Source organism: Lactiplantibacillus modestisalitolerans (genome assembly GCF_005405425.1).
In the GTDB taxonomy this organism is placed as follows: Bacteria; Bacillota; Bacilli; order Lactobacillales; family Lactobacillaceae; genus Lactiplantibacillus; species Lactiplantibacillus modestisalitolerans.
In genome coordinates this window covers 1-14621 of sequence record NZ_BJEA01000002.1, presented here as the reverse complement: position 1 = coordinate 14621, position 14621 = coordinate 1, and the positions used below count along the sequence as shown (strand labels likewise).

General features: G+C 52.3%; 11 protein-coding genes. 3 read left to right on the top strand and 8 right to left on the bottom strand.

Translation table 11 applies throughout. From position 1 onward, the window contains the following. Positions 1-113 precede the first annotated feature (113 nt). The 6 genes from FFM79_RS01485 to FFM79_RS01460 form a co-directional block, all read right to left on the bottom strand. Positions 114-458: a YlbF/YmcA family competence regulator gene (locus tag FFM79_RS01485; protein WP_137641699.1), complete on the bottom strand. Its 345-nt coding sequence runs from the start codon at positions 456-458 to the stop codon at positions 114-116. A 71-nt stretch (positions 459-529) separates the two neighbouring features. Then, positions 530-2656 (bottom strand): transglycosylase domain-containing protein, encoded by a 2127-nt coding sequence (locus tag FFM79_RS01480; protein WP_137641698.1) that lies wholly within the window; start codon positions 2654-2656, stop codon positions 530-532. Between the two features lie 266 nt (positions 2657-2922). After that, a complete protein-coding gene (locus FFM79_RS12785) occupies positions 2923-3045 on the bottom strand; it encodes a hypothetical protein (RefSeq protein ID WP_137641697.1) in 123 nt (40 codons plus the stop codon). A gap of 415 nt (positions 3046-3460) precedes the next feature. Next, a complete protein-coding gene (gene argR, locus FFM79_RS01470; protein WP_137641696.1) occupies positions 3461-3925 on the bottom strand; it encodes an arginine repressor in 465 nt (154 codons plus the stop codon). A 134-nt stretch (positions 3926-4059) separates the two neighbouring features. Further along, a complete protein-coding gene (locus tag FFM79_RS01465) occupies positions 4060-5187 on the bottom strand; it encodes an aminotransferase (protein ID WP_137641695.1) in 1128 nt (375 codons plus the stop codon). 67 nt (positions 5188-5254) lie between these two features. Further along, positions 5255-5863, bottom strand: coding sequence for a LysE/ArgO family amino acid transporter (locus FFM79_RS01460; protein WP_137641694.1), 609 nt, complete (start codon positions 5861-5863; stop codon positions 5255-5257). 153 nt (positions 5864-6016) lie between these two features. On the opposite strand from FFM79_RS01460, the gene FFM79_RS01455 reads away from it, so the two are divergent. After that, the gene (locus tag FFM79_RS01455; protein ID WP_137641693.1) at positions 6017-7468 is read left to right on the top strand and encodes an aminotransferase-like domain-containing protein; all 1452 of its coding nucleotides are present in this window, start codon (positions 6017-6019) and stop codon (positions 7466-7468) included. Positions 7469-7569: 101 nt separating this feature from the next. Further along, positions 7570-7806 carry a D-alanine--poly(phosphoribitol) ligase subunit DltC gene (gene dltC / locus FFM79_RS01450; protein ID WP_137641692.1) on the top strand — a complete coding sequence of 79 codons (237 nt, stop codon included), beginning with the start codon at positions 7570-7572 and terminating at the stop codon, positions 7804-7806. Positions 7807-8507: 701 nt separating this feature from the next. On the opposite strand, the gene FFM79_RS01445 is transcribed toward dltC, so the two are convergent. Next, positions 8508-10553, bottom strand: coding sequence for a hypothetical protein (locus tag FFM79_RS01445; RefSeq protein ID WP_137641691.1), 2046 nt, complete (start codon positions 10551-10553; stop codon positions 8508-8510). Next, complete coding sequence (locus tag FFM79_RS01440; RefSeq protein WP_137641690.1) at positions 10550-11545, bottom strand: glycosyltransferase family 2 protein; 996 nt, start codon at positions 11543-11545, stop codon at positions 10550-10552. The genes FFM79_RS01445 and FFM79_RS01440 overlap by 4 nt, the downstream gene beginning before the upstream one ends. A 362-nt stretch (positions 11546-11907) precedes the next feature. Between FFM79_RS01440 and FFM79_RS01435 the strand changes: the two genes are divergently transcribed. Then, entirely contained in the window at positions 11908-14460 is a 2553-nt protein-coding gene (locus FFM79_RS01435; protein WP_225424351.1) for a YfhO family protein, read from the top strand. Positions 14461-14621 lie beyond the last annotated feature (161 nt).

The following is a 14621-nucleotide window of genomic DNA, read 5'->3' as shown; positions in this document are numbered from 1 at the left end:
AAAAAGAGCGTGTGCCAACAGGCGGCTGACCTTGGGCGCACGTTTCGGCGATTAAGATTCGACGACACAAAAAAGGCGGTGACGAATGTCACAGCCTCTTAATTCCACGTTGACTAGTTTTGGTAAAGTTCTTGAACTGGTTTCGTGATGATCTTGTTCAATTCGTTCATCAACTGGTTCAAGTTCCGTTCCTTACCCATTAACGCTTTAATTTCGTCAACGTTACCGACCTTGTCCGCAAGTTCATGGGCGTGTTTGACTTCGTCATCCGTCAAATCTTCCCCGTTCATTTGCTTTTGGGACAATTGCATCTGAATCTCTTGAAACTCTTTAAAGAGATCGTAAGCAGTCTTATTGGCTGCCATGGCGTCGTACGCCGTTTTTAATTCCCGGTATTCCTTCGTTTGACGTAATTGTTGTTCTAATTCGTTTGCAGTATCGTAAATATTCACGGCCATCAGTGATTCCTCCTCGAAGTATGTGTCAAAATAAGTTTATCATTTTTGGAACTAAATGGATAGCCACTAAGCTAGTTTCCAATTAACTTCTTGGCTTGTGAGAACCAGTCCTTAGCCGTGTCCTTGACCGCCTTGGCGCCCTTTTCAACGTTATCCCAAACTGACGAACCACTATCGGAATCATTCGAATCGTCGTCGGACTGGTTTGCTAACGTAGCGGCATCCTGCGTATCAAAACTGGTATTCTTCGTATTCGGCAGAATCCCCGTCAATTCATTTTTAAACAGGGCCGCCAGTTGGTTTTCAGACAGGCTCTTCAAATAGTGGGTACTGTTCGACGTATCGAAGCCGATCCAAGTCGTAACTACGATGTCGGGGGTGTAGGCAACCATCCACTGGTCCTTAGTCCCCGAACCAGTGTCGTAGTTGGCCTCGGTACTCCCCGTCTTACCGGCGATCTTGTAGCCGTACGGTTTCGCGGCCGCCCCGGTTCCACTATTGTATACGCCGAGCATCATACTGGTCATTTCCTTGGCGGTGCTAGCCGACATGATCCGCTTCGACTTCGTCTGGGTGTTGTCAACGATCGTCTTACCACTGGCATCCACGATTTTCGTAATGAAGTGGGCCGTGGTCTTCTTCCCACCGTTAGCAAAGGCCGTGTAGGCGCTCGTTAACTGCGCGGGTGAAACCCCGGTGGTTAAACCGCCAAGCGCAAGCGCCAAGTTTTTGTCGCCCTTTTTAACTGGCAAGCCAAATTTTTTAACCGATTGGTAACCCTTGTTGACCCCAATTTTATTCAGCAGCCAAACGGCCGGAATGTTCATACTTTGCGCCAACGCCGTATACATCGGGACCGAGTCACGATAAACGTTATCGTAGTTCTTAGGCGCATACTTATTGGCACCAAAGGTTTGTTGCTTATCGGATAAGTCGGAATCGTAAGTGTAGCCATTTTCCAGTGCCGGCGTGTAAACCGCCAACGGCTTGATCGTCGAACCCGGTTGCCGTCGGAGTTGGGTCGCCCGGTTAAAGCCACGGAAAACGTGCTTACCGCGGCCACCAACGACCGCTAAAACGCCACCGCTAGCCGGATCAACCGCAATTGAGGCCCCCTGGACCTTGGTGCCATCGTCCGCGTTAGCTGGAAACAGGGCGGTGTTTTCAAAGGAATCCTGCATCTGGGTCTGGTCGTCTTGGTCCAACGACGTATAAATCTTATAACCCCGGTTCATGATGTCCGATTCGCTTAACCCATACTTATTAATCGCTTCATTAATAACCGCATCAAAGTAGTACGGATAATTATAACTACTTTCATAATGGTAATTGTCGGTCAAGGTCATCGCCTTACTTGAATACGTTTGGTACTCACTCGCCGAAATCTTCTTATTATCAACCATCGTTTGTAACACGACGTTGCGGCGCTTCGTGGACGCCTGCGGATGGTTAATCGGATCATACCCACTCGGTGAGCTCAACATCCCGGCCAGCGTAGCGGCCTGATCAACCGTTAATTCCGACGCGTGCACGCCAAAGTAGCGCTCCGCGGCGTCTTCTGCGCCCCAAACACCGTGCCCGAAGTAGGCGTTATTCAAGTACATCGCTAAAATTTCCTGCTTACTGTACACGTTCTCAGTTTCGATAGCGAGAAAAATTTCACGCAGCTTCCGTGAAAAAGTTTGTTGTTGCGTCAGGTAGGCGTTTTTAACCAATTGTTGCGTCAGCGTACTCCCACCACCACTAATGTAGTCGCGTCCTAACAACTTATTGACCACCAACATGACCGAAGCGCGAGCAATCCCCTTAATGGAAAAGCCGTGCTCCTTATAAAAGTTGCGGTCCTCGGTCGAAATCACGGCGTCTTGTAAGTTCTGTGAAATATCTTTGAGGTGAACGTAAGTCCCCTTTTGCGAGTACAATGAGCCGGCCTTCTGGTTATCCTGATCATAAATGGTCGTGACCCGTTCCAGCTCAGCTTGCAAGTTGCCAATCTTAGCCGTTTTCGCTTCAAATGTTAAGTAGGCACTGACAATCAAGGTCGCCGTTAAAACTAGCACGATCAGCCAGCGCGTCAATTGACGACGGTGCCACTGATAACCAACAACGGCGGCAAACCGTTGCCAATATGGCTGTAACCAACGGCCAATGACGCGTAAACCGTCCTTGATAGTGGCCCAAAAACCATTCTTTTGCATAATCTTCCCCTTGTTTTGCAGGTCTCGAATGCGTGTACCTGGCGTCCGGCACTCGGTCGGTTGCGCCCCTGCGTGTCTTGTTAGCTTCAATTATTGTATCACAAAAGCTTAATCAGCCACCGATTGGCACCAACCTTGGCAAAATCTTCAGAAATCGGGCGGAAAACGGTTCTGTGCCATTGATGCTGAGCTTGCCGCCAGCAGATCAACCTCCCGTATCATAGAACCATAAAAAGTAACAAAAAAGCCCGATTACCCTAATCGGACTACTTTCGTCGAACCCCACGCCGGTTAGCGTTAAGTTCATTTTGTTGTTGCTTGAACTTTTCAAAGGTCGCATCGCGCTTCTTCTGATTATTGCGCGTCGATCTGCGTTTCGTATATTTCATTTTAGCGACTCCCTTCTTAATGATGATTACTTCTACTCTACCTTGCTTAGCGCTAAAATGCAAAAAATGTGCCAAAAAAGGTCCCGGCCCGGACCCCGTCCGGCAACCGTGACCTTAATCAAAGGACTGCATAATTGAGATTGATTCTAACACCAACAGCGGGTATCACCGGCTGGCGAAAAACCTACGGATCGTAGCGCCAATCAAAGCCAGTGCGCCTATTTAAGCTCACTGGGCCCCAACACACGCGCACCAGAGGCTGTGACATAAGTCACAGCCTCCCTTGCGTCCGAATGTTAATAGCCGAAACGTGCGCCAAAAGTCAGCTGGCTCCGCTTAACCCCGTAAGTCAAACAATCCAAACCCAGGATTATTCGCCTTACGCCGTTAATGCTCACCAGCTAACCGACTTTTGTCACACTCTTTCGCTCGGAATGTGGCTCGCAAAGGTGCGGTGCAACTGTTTCGCCACCTCAACACTCGGGCTCACGATAAAAATCGTGTCGTGGCCCGCCAACGTCCCGCTGACTTCGGGCAAGTCCAAATCATCAATAATCGCCGCTAACAAGTTCCCGTTACTAGGTAGGGTGTGGACGATGTTCATGAACTCGACCCGGTCAATGCCGGTAACCACGTCGTGCAGGCTTTCAAATAGCCGGTCCTGCTCGTTTGTGTTATTGGGCTTAAAAATCGCGTAACGGGCTTGGCCAGTTTCGTCGGGCGTTTTGACGATCTGCATTTCACGGATGTCGCGCGAAATGGTCGCTTGCGTGGCCGCGATACCGTCCGCCTTCAGTTTTGCCATCAGCTCTTCTTGAGTAGCGATGGGATATTGGTTAATCAATTGCGCAATGGCCGCTTGCCGATCAGACTTTTTCACTTCGCGGACCCCCCTTAATCTAATTGCCTACATTATAGCAAATATTCACTAGCCAAACTATCTTAAGAACGTTAAAAAAGGACATTTTTCAAGCTTTGAGCTCAAAATTGTCCTTGATTAGGTTGCATAACTATTTAATTTTTAGCATCAAATTGGCGTAAATAATCACTCAGCAACCGCAAGCCCCGTTGCAACGCCTGCGCGTCCGTGCAGTAGCCTAGCCGGGCGTGGCCCGGTAGGTCAAAGCGGCTCCCAGGGACGAGCAAGACGCCGGTATCCCGCAATAAGCGCAAGCAAAACGTTTCGTCGTCCAATGGAATGTCCAGCGCCACGCAGGACACCGGCACCCCGCGCGGAAAGACCATTTGGGCCCGCGGTTCGGCGGCGACCCACTTTTTAACAATCGCCAAGTTCGTGGTCATGATTTGGCGGTTACGCGCCAGGATTTTTTCCCGGTGCCGTAGGACCTGAACGGCCAGTCGGTCGCTGACGACACCGCCACAGATCATCGTATAGTCCCGGTACTTGCGAAAGCGGTCCGCCAAGGTCGCATCCGGCGTAGCCACCCAGCCGATCCGAATTCCGGGCACCGAATAAGTTTTCGACAAACTATTGACGGCAATTCCGTGTTCGTAAAGGTCCGCCACCGACGTAAACGGTGTGTCGTCGAGCGGTTGGTAAACCTCGTCGGCCAAAACGTAGGCCCCCACCGACCGGGCCAAAGCGACGACCTGCCGCAGCATCGCTTCGTCGAGTAACGCCCCGGTCGGGTTCATCGCGTTATTCAACAGAATCATCTTCGTGTCCGGCCGAATCAGTTGCTTCAGTTCGGCTAAAGTAGGTAACCAACCGCGTTCCTCGTGCAAACGCCAGTAATCAACCTGCGCCCCCAGCGATTTGGGGATGTCGTACAATTGCTGGTAGGTCGGGTATAACGCAATCACGTGGTCACCCGGTTCAATTAAACTATAAATCGCTAACTGGTTAGCCCCGGTCGCACCGTTAGTTTGTAAAACGTTGGCGGCGGGCACGTGCTGGTACTGACTGCTAACGAGCCGTTTGAATTCCGGGGAACCCTCAATCCAGCCGTAATCCAGGCGCACCGTTTGTAACTGTGTCGCCAAGGCCTGGCCGTCGTCACCATCCAGGGCGGCGACCTGCCCCAGTGTTAAGGCCGCCACCGAACTTTGACTAATGTCGGTCGTCGCTTCGCGTTCGTGTTCGTTCAACCACGCTTCGACCCCAAAACCGGCAATTTGCATGCTATCGTCCCTTCCATTCTCTAAAGTCCAATAGTTTTAGCATACCGATTCAGGCGCCACTCCGCAACTAAATTTTAGTCAAAAACGAGGCCAATAACTTCACGCCGTATAAAATAATCACTAAACCGCAAATGCGATTGATCCAAAGCAACACCCGAGGCTGCATCAAATGTTTAAACTTGCTAACTAGGCCGGTCAAGCCGATAAACCATACGATCGATGCGATAATGACGCCCAGCATGAAAAAGTGGCCCAGTTGATCCGGAATTGAGACCCGAAACGCGGCCAGCAGGACCGAACCGTCGATAATCGCCTGCGGGTTCAACCAGGCGACCGAAAACGCCGTAATGATGGCCGTGCGGTAGGAAAAATTCGTATCCAGCGTCCCCATTGCTTCCGCCTTTGCCCGTAATAGCCCCCATCCAATGTAGAAAACTAGTAAACTCCCGATGAGGAGTACCGCTAATTCCAACCAGGGCGTGCTTTGCAATACCTTTCCAATCCCGTAGAAACAGGCCAACGATAGTGACATATCAAAACCGATCACGATCAGCGCCACCCGGAGCGCTCGGCGGAGGGGTTGTTCAATCGCCGTCGAAACGACGAATAAGTTTTGCATCCCAATCGGCGCAATGTAAACAATCCCAAATAATAAGCCTTGTAAGAAAAACCGCATCAATTATCCCTCCAAATTCCAACCAATTTTAGCAATCGAAAGTACGGAAAGCTAGCATTGGCTTTTAATCCAGAGATGATTATAATGGAGACAATCAATTTTGTAGCCAACCAATTAGTAACTATTTACCCAACCACTCCAAGGAGGGATTTGATGGCAACGATTACAATTGACTGGCAGCCGGATAAAGCGGCCGCCGTCCCGATTTACCAACAAATTACGAATTATTTCCAGCACCAGATTGCCCGCGGCGACTGGCCGATGGGCGCCCAACTACCATCCCAGCGCAAATTAGCGGACCAGTTCGGCGTCAATCGCAGTACGCTGATTACCGCGCTCGAAGAACTAAGCGCGGTGGGCCTCATTACGAGCAACCCCGGCTCCGGCATGGTCGTTTCCGGGAACCACTGGTCAAGCCTGTTAGCCGAACACGTCGATTGGACCAAGTACGTCAAGGCCGGGCAGTTCAAGCCGAACTCGCACGCCCTGCAAAAAATCAACCAGTTTGAGACCGACGCGGTGATCCGATTGAGCACTGGCGAGCCGGCGCCCGAACAATTTCCGCGGGCCCTCTTTAAGCGGGCGTTTGCACACCTTGGCCAAAATTTAACCAGCTTAAACTACACGGAACCGGCGGGAATCCTCGCCCTGCGCCAACAAATTGCCCGTCATTTACAAAAAGTTGGGATTCAAACGCAACCCGCCAACATCCTGATTACTTCCGGTTCCCTGCAGGCCCTGCAACTCGTCTCCGTCTCGCTCTTCCCCAAAAACGCCACCATTTACACGGAAGCACCGACCTACGTTAAGTCGCTGCACGTCTTTCAGTCGGCCCACACCCGCTTGGCGGGCGTGCCGATGGATGATCAGGGCATGGCGTACTGGCAAATGACGCCGCCGACGCCCGACCAACACGCCATTATTTACTCGATTCCAACCTTCAATAATCCGACCGGAATCGTCATGAGCGCGACCCGCCGGCAACAATTATTGCAGTACGCTCAGGAACACCGCCTGCCCATTTTGGAAGACGCCGCTTACCAGGACGTATGGTTCGACCACCAGCCACCACAACCGCTCAAGGCCAACGATACCAGCGGCAACGTCATCTACTTTGGTAGCATTTCAAAATCGCTCGCACCGGGACTACGAATTGGCTGGACGGTCGCCAGTCAGCCAGTGATCGACCGCCTGACCGACGTACGGATGCAGACCGACTACGGTGCGAGTTCCCTCTCACAACTAGTCTTAGCCGAAATCTTAGCGGATCCCGACTATGAGACTTACCAGGCCCACTTCAGGACGGTATTGGCAGCCAAGGCCGCCCGTGCACAAGCGATTTTGACCCATTACTGGGGCGATTTTGCGACCTGGCAGGCGCCCAGCGGTGGCTTCTACTTGTGGGTGCGGTTAGCGGATTGGATCAACATTCCCAAGCTGTTTGACTTGGCAACCGCGCAAAACGTCCTGTTCAATCCGGGTAGTATTTACGATTTTCAACCTAACCAGTACGTGCGGCTCAGTTTTTCCTACGAATCGAGCGAGCGTTTTGAACGCGGCATTCAGATTTTAACCCGCCTGATTAAGGCGAACTTCCACCCTTAGGATACTGTCATTACCAGCCGGAAAAAGTGCCTTTAGACGCACCCCCGCTCAAGTGGTGGTAAGCTGGGTTTGTTTCAACTTAATAAGGGGGAGTTTTAATTATGAACGCAACACAAACGACCGTATTATCAATCTTGCAAGACTTAACCGGTGAAGATTTGAGTGACCACTTGGACACCAACCTCTTTGACGCCGGCTTACTCGACTCAATGGGTTCCGTCCAACTGTTACTAGCTTTGCAGGACCAACTCGGGGTGGAAGTCCCGGTATCCGAGTTTGAACGGAGTGAATGGGCAACCCCCGCTAAGATTGTGGCGAAGGTCGCCAGTCTACAATAACGTCAACATTAACGTGAATAACCTTAAAACGGGCGCCACAAGTCGACTGACTTTTGACGCCCGTTTCATGTTATTACCATTTGAAGATAACAAAATAAAGTTAGTCAAGCCCAGACAGTAAAAGCTTGCCGCCTTACCGGTTGGTCCTAAAGCGGCTGGAGCGTGGTGGACACGACTTTAAGCCAAGCAACCCACTTGTCTTAAAGCTCGGTCTTTGGGTAAGTCGGGAAACAACCCCGACTAACGCAAACGACACCACTGAGCCACTTTAGGACCGCCCTCACGGCTAAATGAGTGGTAACTAATCAAGGTTTTCTAATGATTGAGGTCGGCAATATTGATCATTTGAAGACTACTGAATTAGATTATCAAGTGCAAGCTTGATAAGCCATCACGATGATGGTTCGCGGATATTTGACGGCTTTATTCATGCAGACTGTCAGGTCCGATAATGCGTGGTGTTAATCTGCTAAAACAAGTGAGCAAGTTTGCACTCAATTTAGTGAACATGCCGCAAAACCAACTTTATCAGCTACAACTTATTGAAGTCAGCTGTAGAACTTAGTATTAGAGTCAATCTAGCCAGTAGCGGGAGGCTCAACATCAATTGGCACTTAGCTAATATTCCATTAAAATTCAAAAAGCGAGGCTGTGACGGAAATCACAGCCTCTTTTTGGGGTTTTTAAATTATTAGTACTCGCTAAGACCGCTTCGTCTTCGGCGTCCAAGCCAGCGCCATCAAGCTCACCGCTAAAACCGTGCCCACAACGACGACTGGCACCCAACCGTTACTCAACGTTACGGTTGGATGGTCCCACTTAACGTCGTACTGCGGGTAGGCGTGTGCTTGCGCGGTCACCCGCCCAGTTTGGGGTGCGTAGTGGGCAACCATCGCCCCGTAAGCCACTGGTCGTCGGCCCCGGTTCGTAATCGTCACCCGTAAGCGCCGTGCGGTCGTTGGCCGATACCGAATGGTCTGCAGTTGCGTAGCCGGCCCGAGTTTTCGGCCTAAGACCCGGTTCTTATCCCGGACGGTCACCGTTACCGGCTGATCGATTGCGGTCGTTCGTGGCGTTAATTGCAACCGGTCACTCGGACCACTCGTCTTAATGGTAAACCGCCAGTGCGCGCCAGCCGCCAGCCGGCGACTAGTTGGCAACACGTAGTCCCCATTTTCCTGCAACGCGACCCGGGTCTCCGTAAAACCGGTTGTCCGGCTCGTTTGCCACAACTCGGTGAGGCAAACCAGAGCCAGGCCACTCGCAAGGACCCGTAAACCCGCTTGGCGGTCCGGGACGCGTAGGCGCGGCCAGTCCGCCGCTCCCCGCGATGCGAGTAGCACCAACCCCGGCCACAACGGTAAGGCGTAACGCGGCTCAACTTCCCAGAAAAGGACGTGAAACGCGGTCAACCCCAGGATGGTGAGCGCCAAGTAACTGGTGGCCGCCCGCCAACGCCGCTGGGACCACAACACCCGGATGGCGAACAATAGGCAAGTCGCGTACAGGACCTGCGTCATGATCACCAACCAAAATTGAACCGTCCGTTGCTTTACCTGATACCATTGTGGCGCGTGGATCCACTGGGTCGTCAGCCGGAAACTATCAAAGTCCCCCATTGACCAGAACACCCGCAATTTTTGGGCCCAGTGACTCATCACACCACTCCAGCCCAACGTTTGGAAGTGTTGTTTGAGCAAGCGGTTCGCGGTTTGCCGTTTCGCTTTGGCGGTCGGTTGTAAATTCACGGTGTCAAAATCAGTGTGGTCGTACTCACCCGCAAAGCGGGGATCATAGCTCATCGCAATCCAACTAGTCGGTGGTAGTTGGCGGTCGGGGTTGCGTTTAAAGCCACTTTGGCGCTGCCAAGCGCTCATGAGACTAAAAACGAGTCCCAGCGTGGCAACGCTTAACAGTAGCGCCCCCACAGTTTTACGTCCCGACCAGTTACCTAAAAGTCGCTGAACCGCAAACGTCAAAACGAGGGCAATCCACACGACGACCATGTTTGACTTGACCGCTACCGCTAGCGCCACTAAGCCTAGCGCCAGTAACCGCAGGCCCCAAGCTCGCAGGCGCCGGGGGACCTGGGTGGCCCTCGTCAGCAACGCCAAACTATTGACCACGACCGGAAAAACTAGCGCATCCGTATACGCGTACAGTCCGTAGGCGTACAGCGGAACCGCCGTCAGCCACAGCAGTAGTAACCAAAAGTGCCCCGGTCGTGCGCGGTGCCAACGTTGCAACAGGTAAGCACTACTTAAAAGGGCGGTGTCCATCCACGCAAAGCGAACCACGTTTAATAGCCGCCACGGATTAGCAGTCACCAGCGCGCTGAGTTTCAGCGCAACCCCCGCAAGTAGCGTCCCATTAACGTTATTCGGGTAAATTTGAAAGTACGCCGACCAGTGCGTTTGCCCCTGACTGAGCCGCAGCGCCTGTTCCCGCACGAAAAAAGCGTCCGCCCGGCTGACGTCGACCCAGTTGAGCGCGACGACTAGCTGACTGATGAAGAGTACCAGTAGTAAGCCCACTAGCACGCGTCGGTAGGTCAGCGCCGACCAGCGGCGTAGCCACCAGCTCAACGCGTTGATCAAGATTAGCAAGGCAAGCCCAAAACAAAGTAACACGCTTGGCGCTGGCCAATCTTGATCCCCTAAAAACGCAACCGGTTCAACTAGCGCGACGATTAACGCCCAGCCTAAAATTAGACTGGCCGCCCCGGTGACTATCCGTAGCCCTTTCATGAATGGACCTGTTTAGATAACGGGGTTAAGTGGTCGGGCACCGCCGTAAAGTCGTCGGTTTCAATAATGTAGCGGGGCCGGTGCTTAACTTCGGCAAAAATCTTACCGACGTATTCCCCGACAACGCTAATCCCAATCAGTTGAATCCCACCGAGAAACCAGAGGCTGATCATCAGTGAAGCCCAGCCATCCACGGGTTGACCAAATAGCCGCTGAACGAATACGTACACCATCATTAATAAACTGCCGCAGCTGATCAGCGTACCAATCGATAGGATGGCCTTGATGGGAGCGATTGAAAACGACGTCACCCCGTCCATCGCAAAGTGGATCATTTTCTTGAGCGGATACTTCGTGGTGCCCGCTTCACGCGGCCGCCGCCGGTAGTACAGCTTTTTCGTTGGAAAGCCGAGTTGCGGGACGATCCCGCGTAAAAATAGATTCGTTTCTGAATATTCCATTAGGGCCGCCACCGCGCGCCGACTGAGTAACCGGAAATCCGCGTGGTCGGGTACCAGTTGAACCCCAATCTTCCGCATAAGGTCGTAAAAGCTCTCCGCCGTCCACCGTTTAAAGCGCGAATCACTCGAACGGTCGTTTCGCACGCCCAGGACCACGTCGTGCCCGTCCCGTAAGGCAGCCACCATTTTAGGAATGACTTGCGGATCATCTTGCAAGTCGGCGTCGATCGTAATCACGGCGTCGGACACTTGACCCGCCACCTTCATCCCCGCCATTAACGCGTTTTGATGGCCAAAGTTCCGGCTAAATTTAAGTCCGGTATAAATCGGTGCCCGCTTTTCGAGCGTCTGAATAATGTCCCAAGTGTGGTCCCGACTGCCATCGTCGACAAACAACAGCTTGCTGGCCGCACTAATCTGATTCTCACTAATTAACCGTGTTAAGATGCCCCCCAGCACCTCGGCAGAAGTTGGTAAAACTTCTTCTTCGTTAAAACACGGGACGATAATCGTTAATCTTGGTTCTAACATCCTTAGTTGCCCCCTCTAACTTAAATGCACATTAACCATTAAAATCAGTATAAAAAAAGTGTTCCCAAAACGCTAGCTAAGCCGCTCGGCATCTTTAGATAATTCACTTAACGAGGCCGCGCCAATCTTTAAGATTCAGTTAAGTGAACTACCCAGCTAGCGCACCCACGCGCGAAATTTTTCGAGTTGTAATACCATTAGTTTAGAGCGTGTGCCAAAAGTTGGTTAGCTGGGTCGTACTTACGGGGGTAAGCGCGACCAGCTGACTTTAAACGCACGTTGCAGCCATTGTCATTCAACGGCAAAAATGAGGTGTGACTAACCGCCACAGCCTCATTAACATCAAAATATGGGGTGTTATTTTGAAAATTTTCCGGGACATCAAGTGGAGCCGCACCATCGCGGCCAGCCTGTTGGCACTGGTATTAATTAGTGTCATTTTTGCATTTCAGGGCGTGACGCCCTTTGGTAATCACAATTTATTAATTAGCGACATGGGTGGTCAGTACCTCTCATTTTTTACGGCTTACCGGCACGCGCTGCTTAATCATAGCTTGCAGTTATACTCGTTCTCGCAGTCACTGGGCGGTAGCGTGGTGCCCACCGTAGCCTACTACCTGCTTAGTCCGTTTAACTTGTTGATTCTGCCCTTTCCGGCGGCTAACATTCCAACCGGACTGAGTTTAATCATCATGGTCAAAATTGCGGCGATTGCGTTTACGATGGCTTTGTTCTTACAGTGGCACTACCACACGGCCAGCTTCAAAACGGTCCTGCTCGCCAACGCCTACGCACTGTGCGGCTTTGTCACCCTCAACTATTTCACGATCATGTGGCTAGATGCGCTGATCTGGCTGCCACTGGTCATCCTCGGCCTCGAACATTTGATTCAAACCGGCCGCCCGGGGATGTTTTTCGGCTGGCTGTGGTTGAGCATCGTCACCGATTATTACCTTGGTTATATGACTTGTTTATTTGTCATCTATTATTTTATTTATCAGCTAGCCGAGATGCGGGCACCGCGGCAGTCGTTCTGGCAAAGCTTAAAGATGCAGGCCCCGCTGATTCGTAAAGTTGCTTTGACTGGCTTTTTAAGTGGACTGAGTAGTTTGTTTCTTTTAATTCCGACCCTGCTCGGTATGTTAAAAACGGCTAAAACCGCAGTCAACCTTGATAACTACCTGCCGACCATTCAGTTCGGCCCGAGCGTGTTCAGTCAACTGGGACTCGGTGCCAACGACTTTGCGACCCGTTTGGCGCACGCCCCGACCCTGTTCAGTAGTACGCTGGTACTTTTGCTGGTCCTGGTTTTCTTCGCGCATCCTGACCTGCAGCCGGCCCACCGGCGCCACGTTGCCGGGTTAGTGGTGGCGCTCTTTTTGACAATGGCGATTCGAACCTTGGATACGGCGTGGCACATGTTCCAGCGGCCAGCCGGCTTCCCGTATCGTGAAGCCTTCTTCTTCAGTTTTGTGTTAGTCATGATTGCTTGTGAGGCCTGGCTAGCCAATCCGCGCCGGCTCGCACCAAAGTGGCGTGTGGCGGTCCTGCTCGTACCGTTGGTTCTACTAATTAGTGGCTGGTTCAGTCGCCAAGCGCAGGGGAACCCGCTGCCCCTCAGCACCGGGATTGCGAGTTTGCTAATCGTGATCATCACGGCTAACGGGCTATTTGCGGCCCAGCGCTGGCTCCGGGTGAGCGTTATCCCGTCAATTTTAGCCGTTGAATTAGTCGGCAACGCGGTCCTCAACATGCAGGGCTCCCCCTATGGTAACCAAAAGGTTTACGCGGAAGCCTACCGGACCGAGTACCGGCAAATGCAAGCCGTCGACGATCCTGAGGGCCAACTCTACCGGGTTGAAAACCGGAATACCTTGATCAACCGGGCGTACAATTACGACAGTCAGTACCGTAACTATAACGACCCGATGCTGTTTAATTTCCACGACATTGCCTATTACAGCTCAACTTTTAATAATCAAACCCGCCAGTTTTTAACCAACCTCGGGTTATTTAGTAAAAACGTTCGCCGGGTCAGCTCCGAAGGGTTGAATCCGGTGAGTGAACTGTTACTCGGTGTGAAATACAACGTCACGTTAAACGCCGTTAGCAACGCCAGCACCACCCGGACGGCCAGTTACGCTGGAATGGGCTTTCCGGTGGGCTTGCCCTTTACGCGCCTGACGCTCAAACCGCATCAAGCCCTTCCTAACCAGGAAAAAATTTTACAAAGCCTCCGGCCACAACCGCAGCCCTATTTTAACCAGGCAACGGTTTTAAAAGACCGCGTCACTTACGATCAACACGCAGCCAGCTACCCGTACCTGCACCGGCTAACGCTGCGGGTCACCGCTAGCGGGCGGCTATTCTACGACGACCCGCACCCGGATAGCAAGTACACCACCATGCGGGTCAACGGCCAATTAGTCCCAACGAAGTTCAACGCAAACGGCGGCACCGTCATCCGCACGCTCGGCACTTTCAAACGCGGCGACGTTGTGCAGCTGACCGTTAAGCGTACGACTAAACAGTGGAGGCACGTACGGCTTGCCAGTCTGGATCAACGCCACTTCGACACCGTCGTCCGCGCAGCGCAGGCGCAAGCTTTCATTCCGCGCTACCACGCGGTGGGCTTGAACACGGTCGTTAGCGGCCGCATTAATAATCAGCGACACGCCCCCTACTTGTACGTCGCCATTCCGAGTGACGCCGGCTGGCAAGTCCGCGTTAACGGTCGCAAGGTCACGTCCCACGTTAAGACGGTGTTGGGCGGCATGCTCGCAGTGCCGTTAGCGGCCGGAACCAACCAAGTTCAACTCGTCTACCACGTGCCGGGTGCCCGGATTGGGATTGCGATTTCACTGCTCAGCCTGCTCAGTTTTGCGGGTCTCACTTGGCGCTGGCGACGGATTTAGCCGGTCGGTTTGACTGTCTTACTTTTTCGGCGCACGTTTTAGTTATTAATGTGTGGCGACACAAATGCAAGATTGGGGTTTAGCTTGCCGCCAGCAGCGGGGATAACCGGTTGGCTGGAACACTGCGGGCATCGATTTGAGCTCACTCAGCAAACCACTGA

What these genes read in the sequence shown, in the direction of transcription:
- FFM79_RS01465 (WP_137641695.1), bottom strand. Translation starts at nt 5,187, where the DNA reads ATGCAAATTGCCGGTTTTGGGGTCGAAGCGTGGTTGAACGAACACGAA.
- FFM79_RS01460 (WP_137641694.1), bottom strand. Translation starts at nt 5,863, where the DNA reads ATGCGGTTTTTCTTACAAGGCTTATTATTTGGGATTGTTTACATTGCG.
- FFM79_RS01480 (WP_137641698.1), bottom strand. Translation starts at nt 2,656, where the DNA reads ATGCAAAAGAATGGTTTTTGGGCCACTATCAAGGACGGTTTACGCGTC.
- FFM79_RS01445 (WP_137641691.1), bottom strand. Translation starts at nt 10,553, where the DNA reads ATGAAAGGGCTACGGATAGTCACCGGGGCGGCCAGTCTAATTTTAGGC.
- FFM79_RS01440 (WP_137641690.1), bottom strand. Translation starts at nt 11,545, where the DNA reads ATGTTAGAACCAAGATTAACGATTATCGTCCCGTGTTTTAACGAAGAA.
- FFM79_RS01485 (WP_137641699.1), bottom strand. Translation starts at nt 458, where the DNA reads ATGGCCGTGAATATTTACGATACTGCAAACGAATTAGAACAACAATTA.
- FFM79_RS12785 (WP_137641697.1), bottom strand. Translation starts at nt 3,045, where the DNA reads ATGAAATATACGAAACGCAGATCGACGCGCAATAATCAGAAGAAGCGC.
- FFM79_RS01455 (WP_137641693.1), top strand. Translation starts at nt 6,017, where the DNA reads ATGGCAACGATTACAATTGACTGGCAGCCGGATAAAGCGGCCGCCGTC.
- dltC (WP_137641692.1), top strand. Translation starts at nt 7,570, where the DNA reads ATGAACGCAACACAAACGACCGTATTATCAATCTTGCAAGACTTAACC.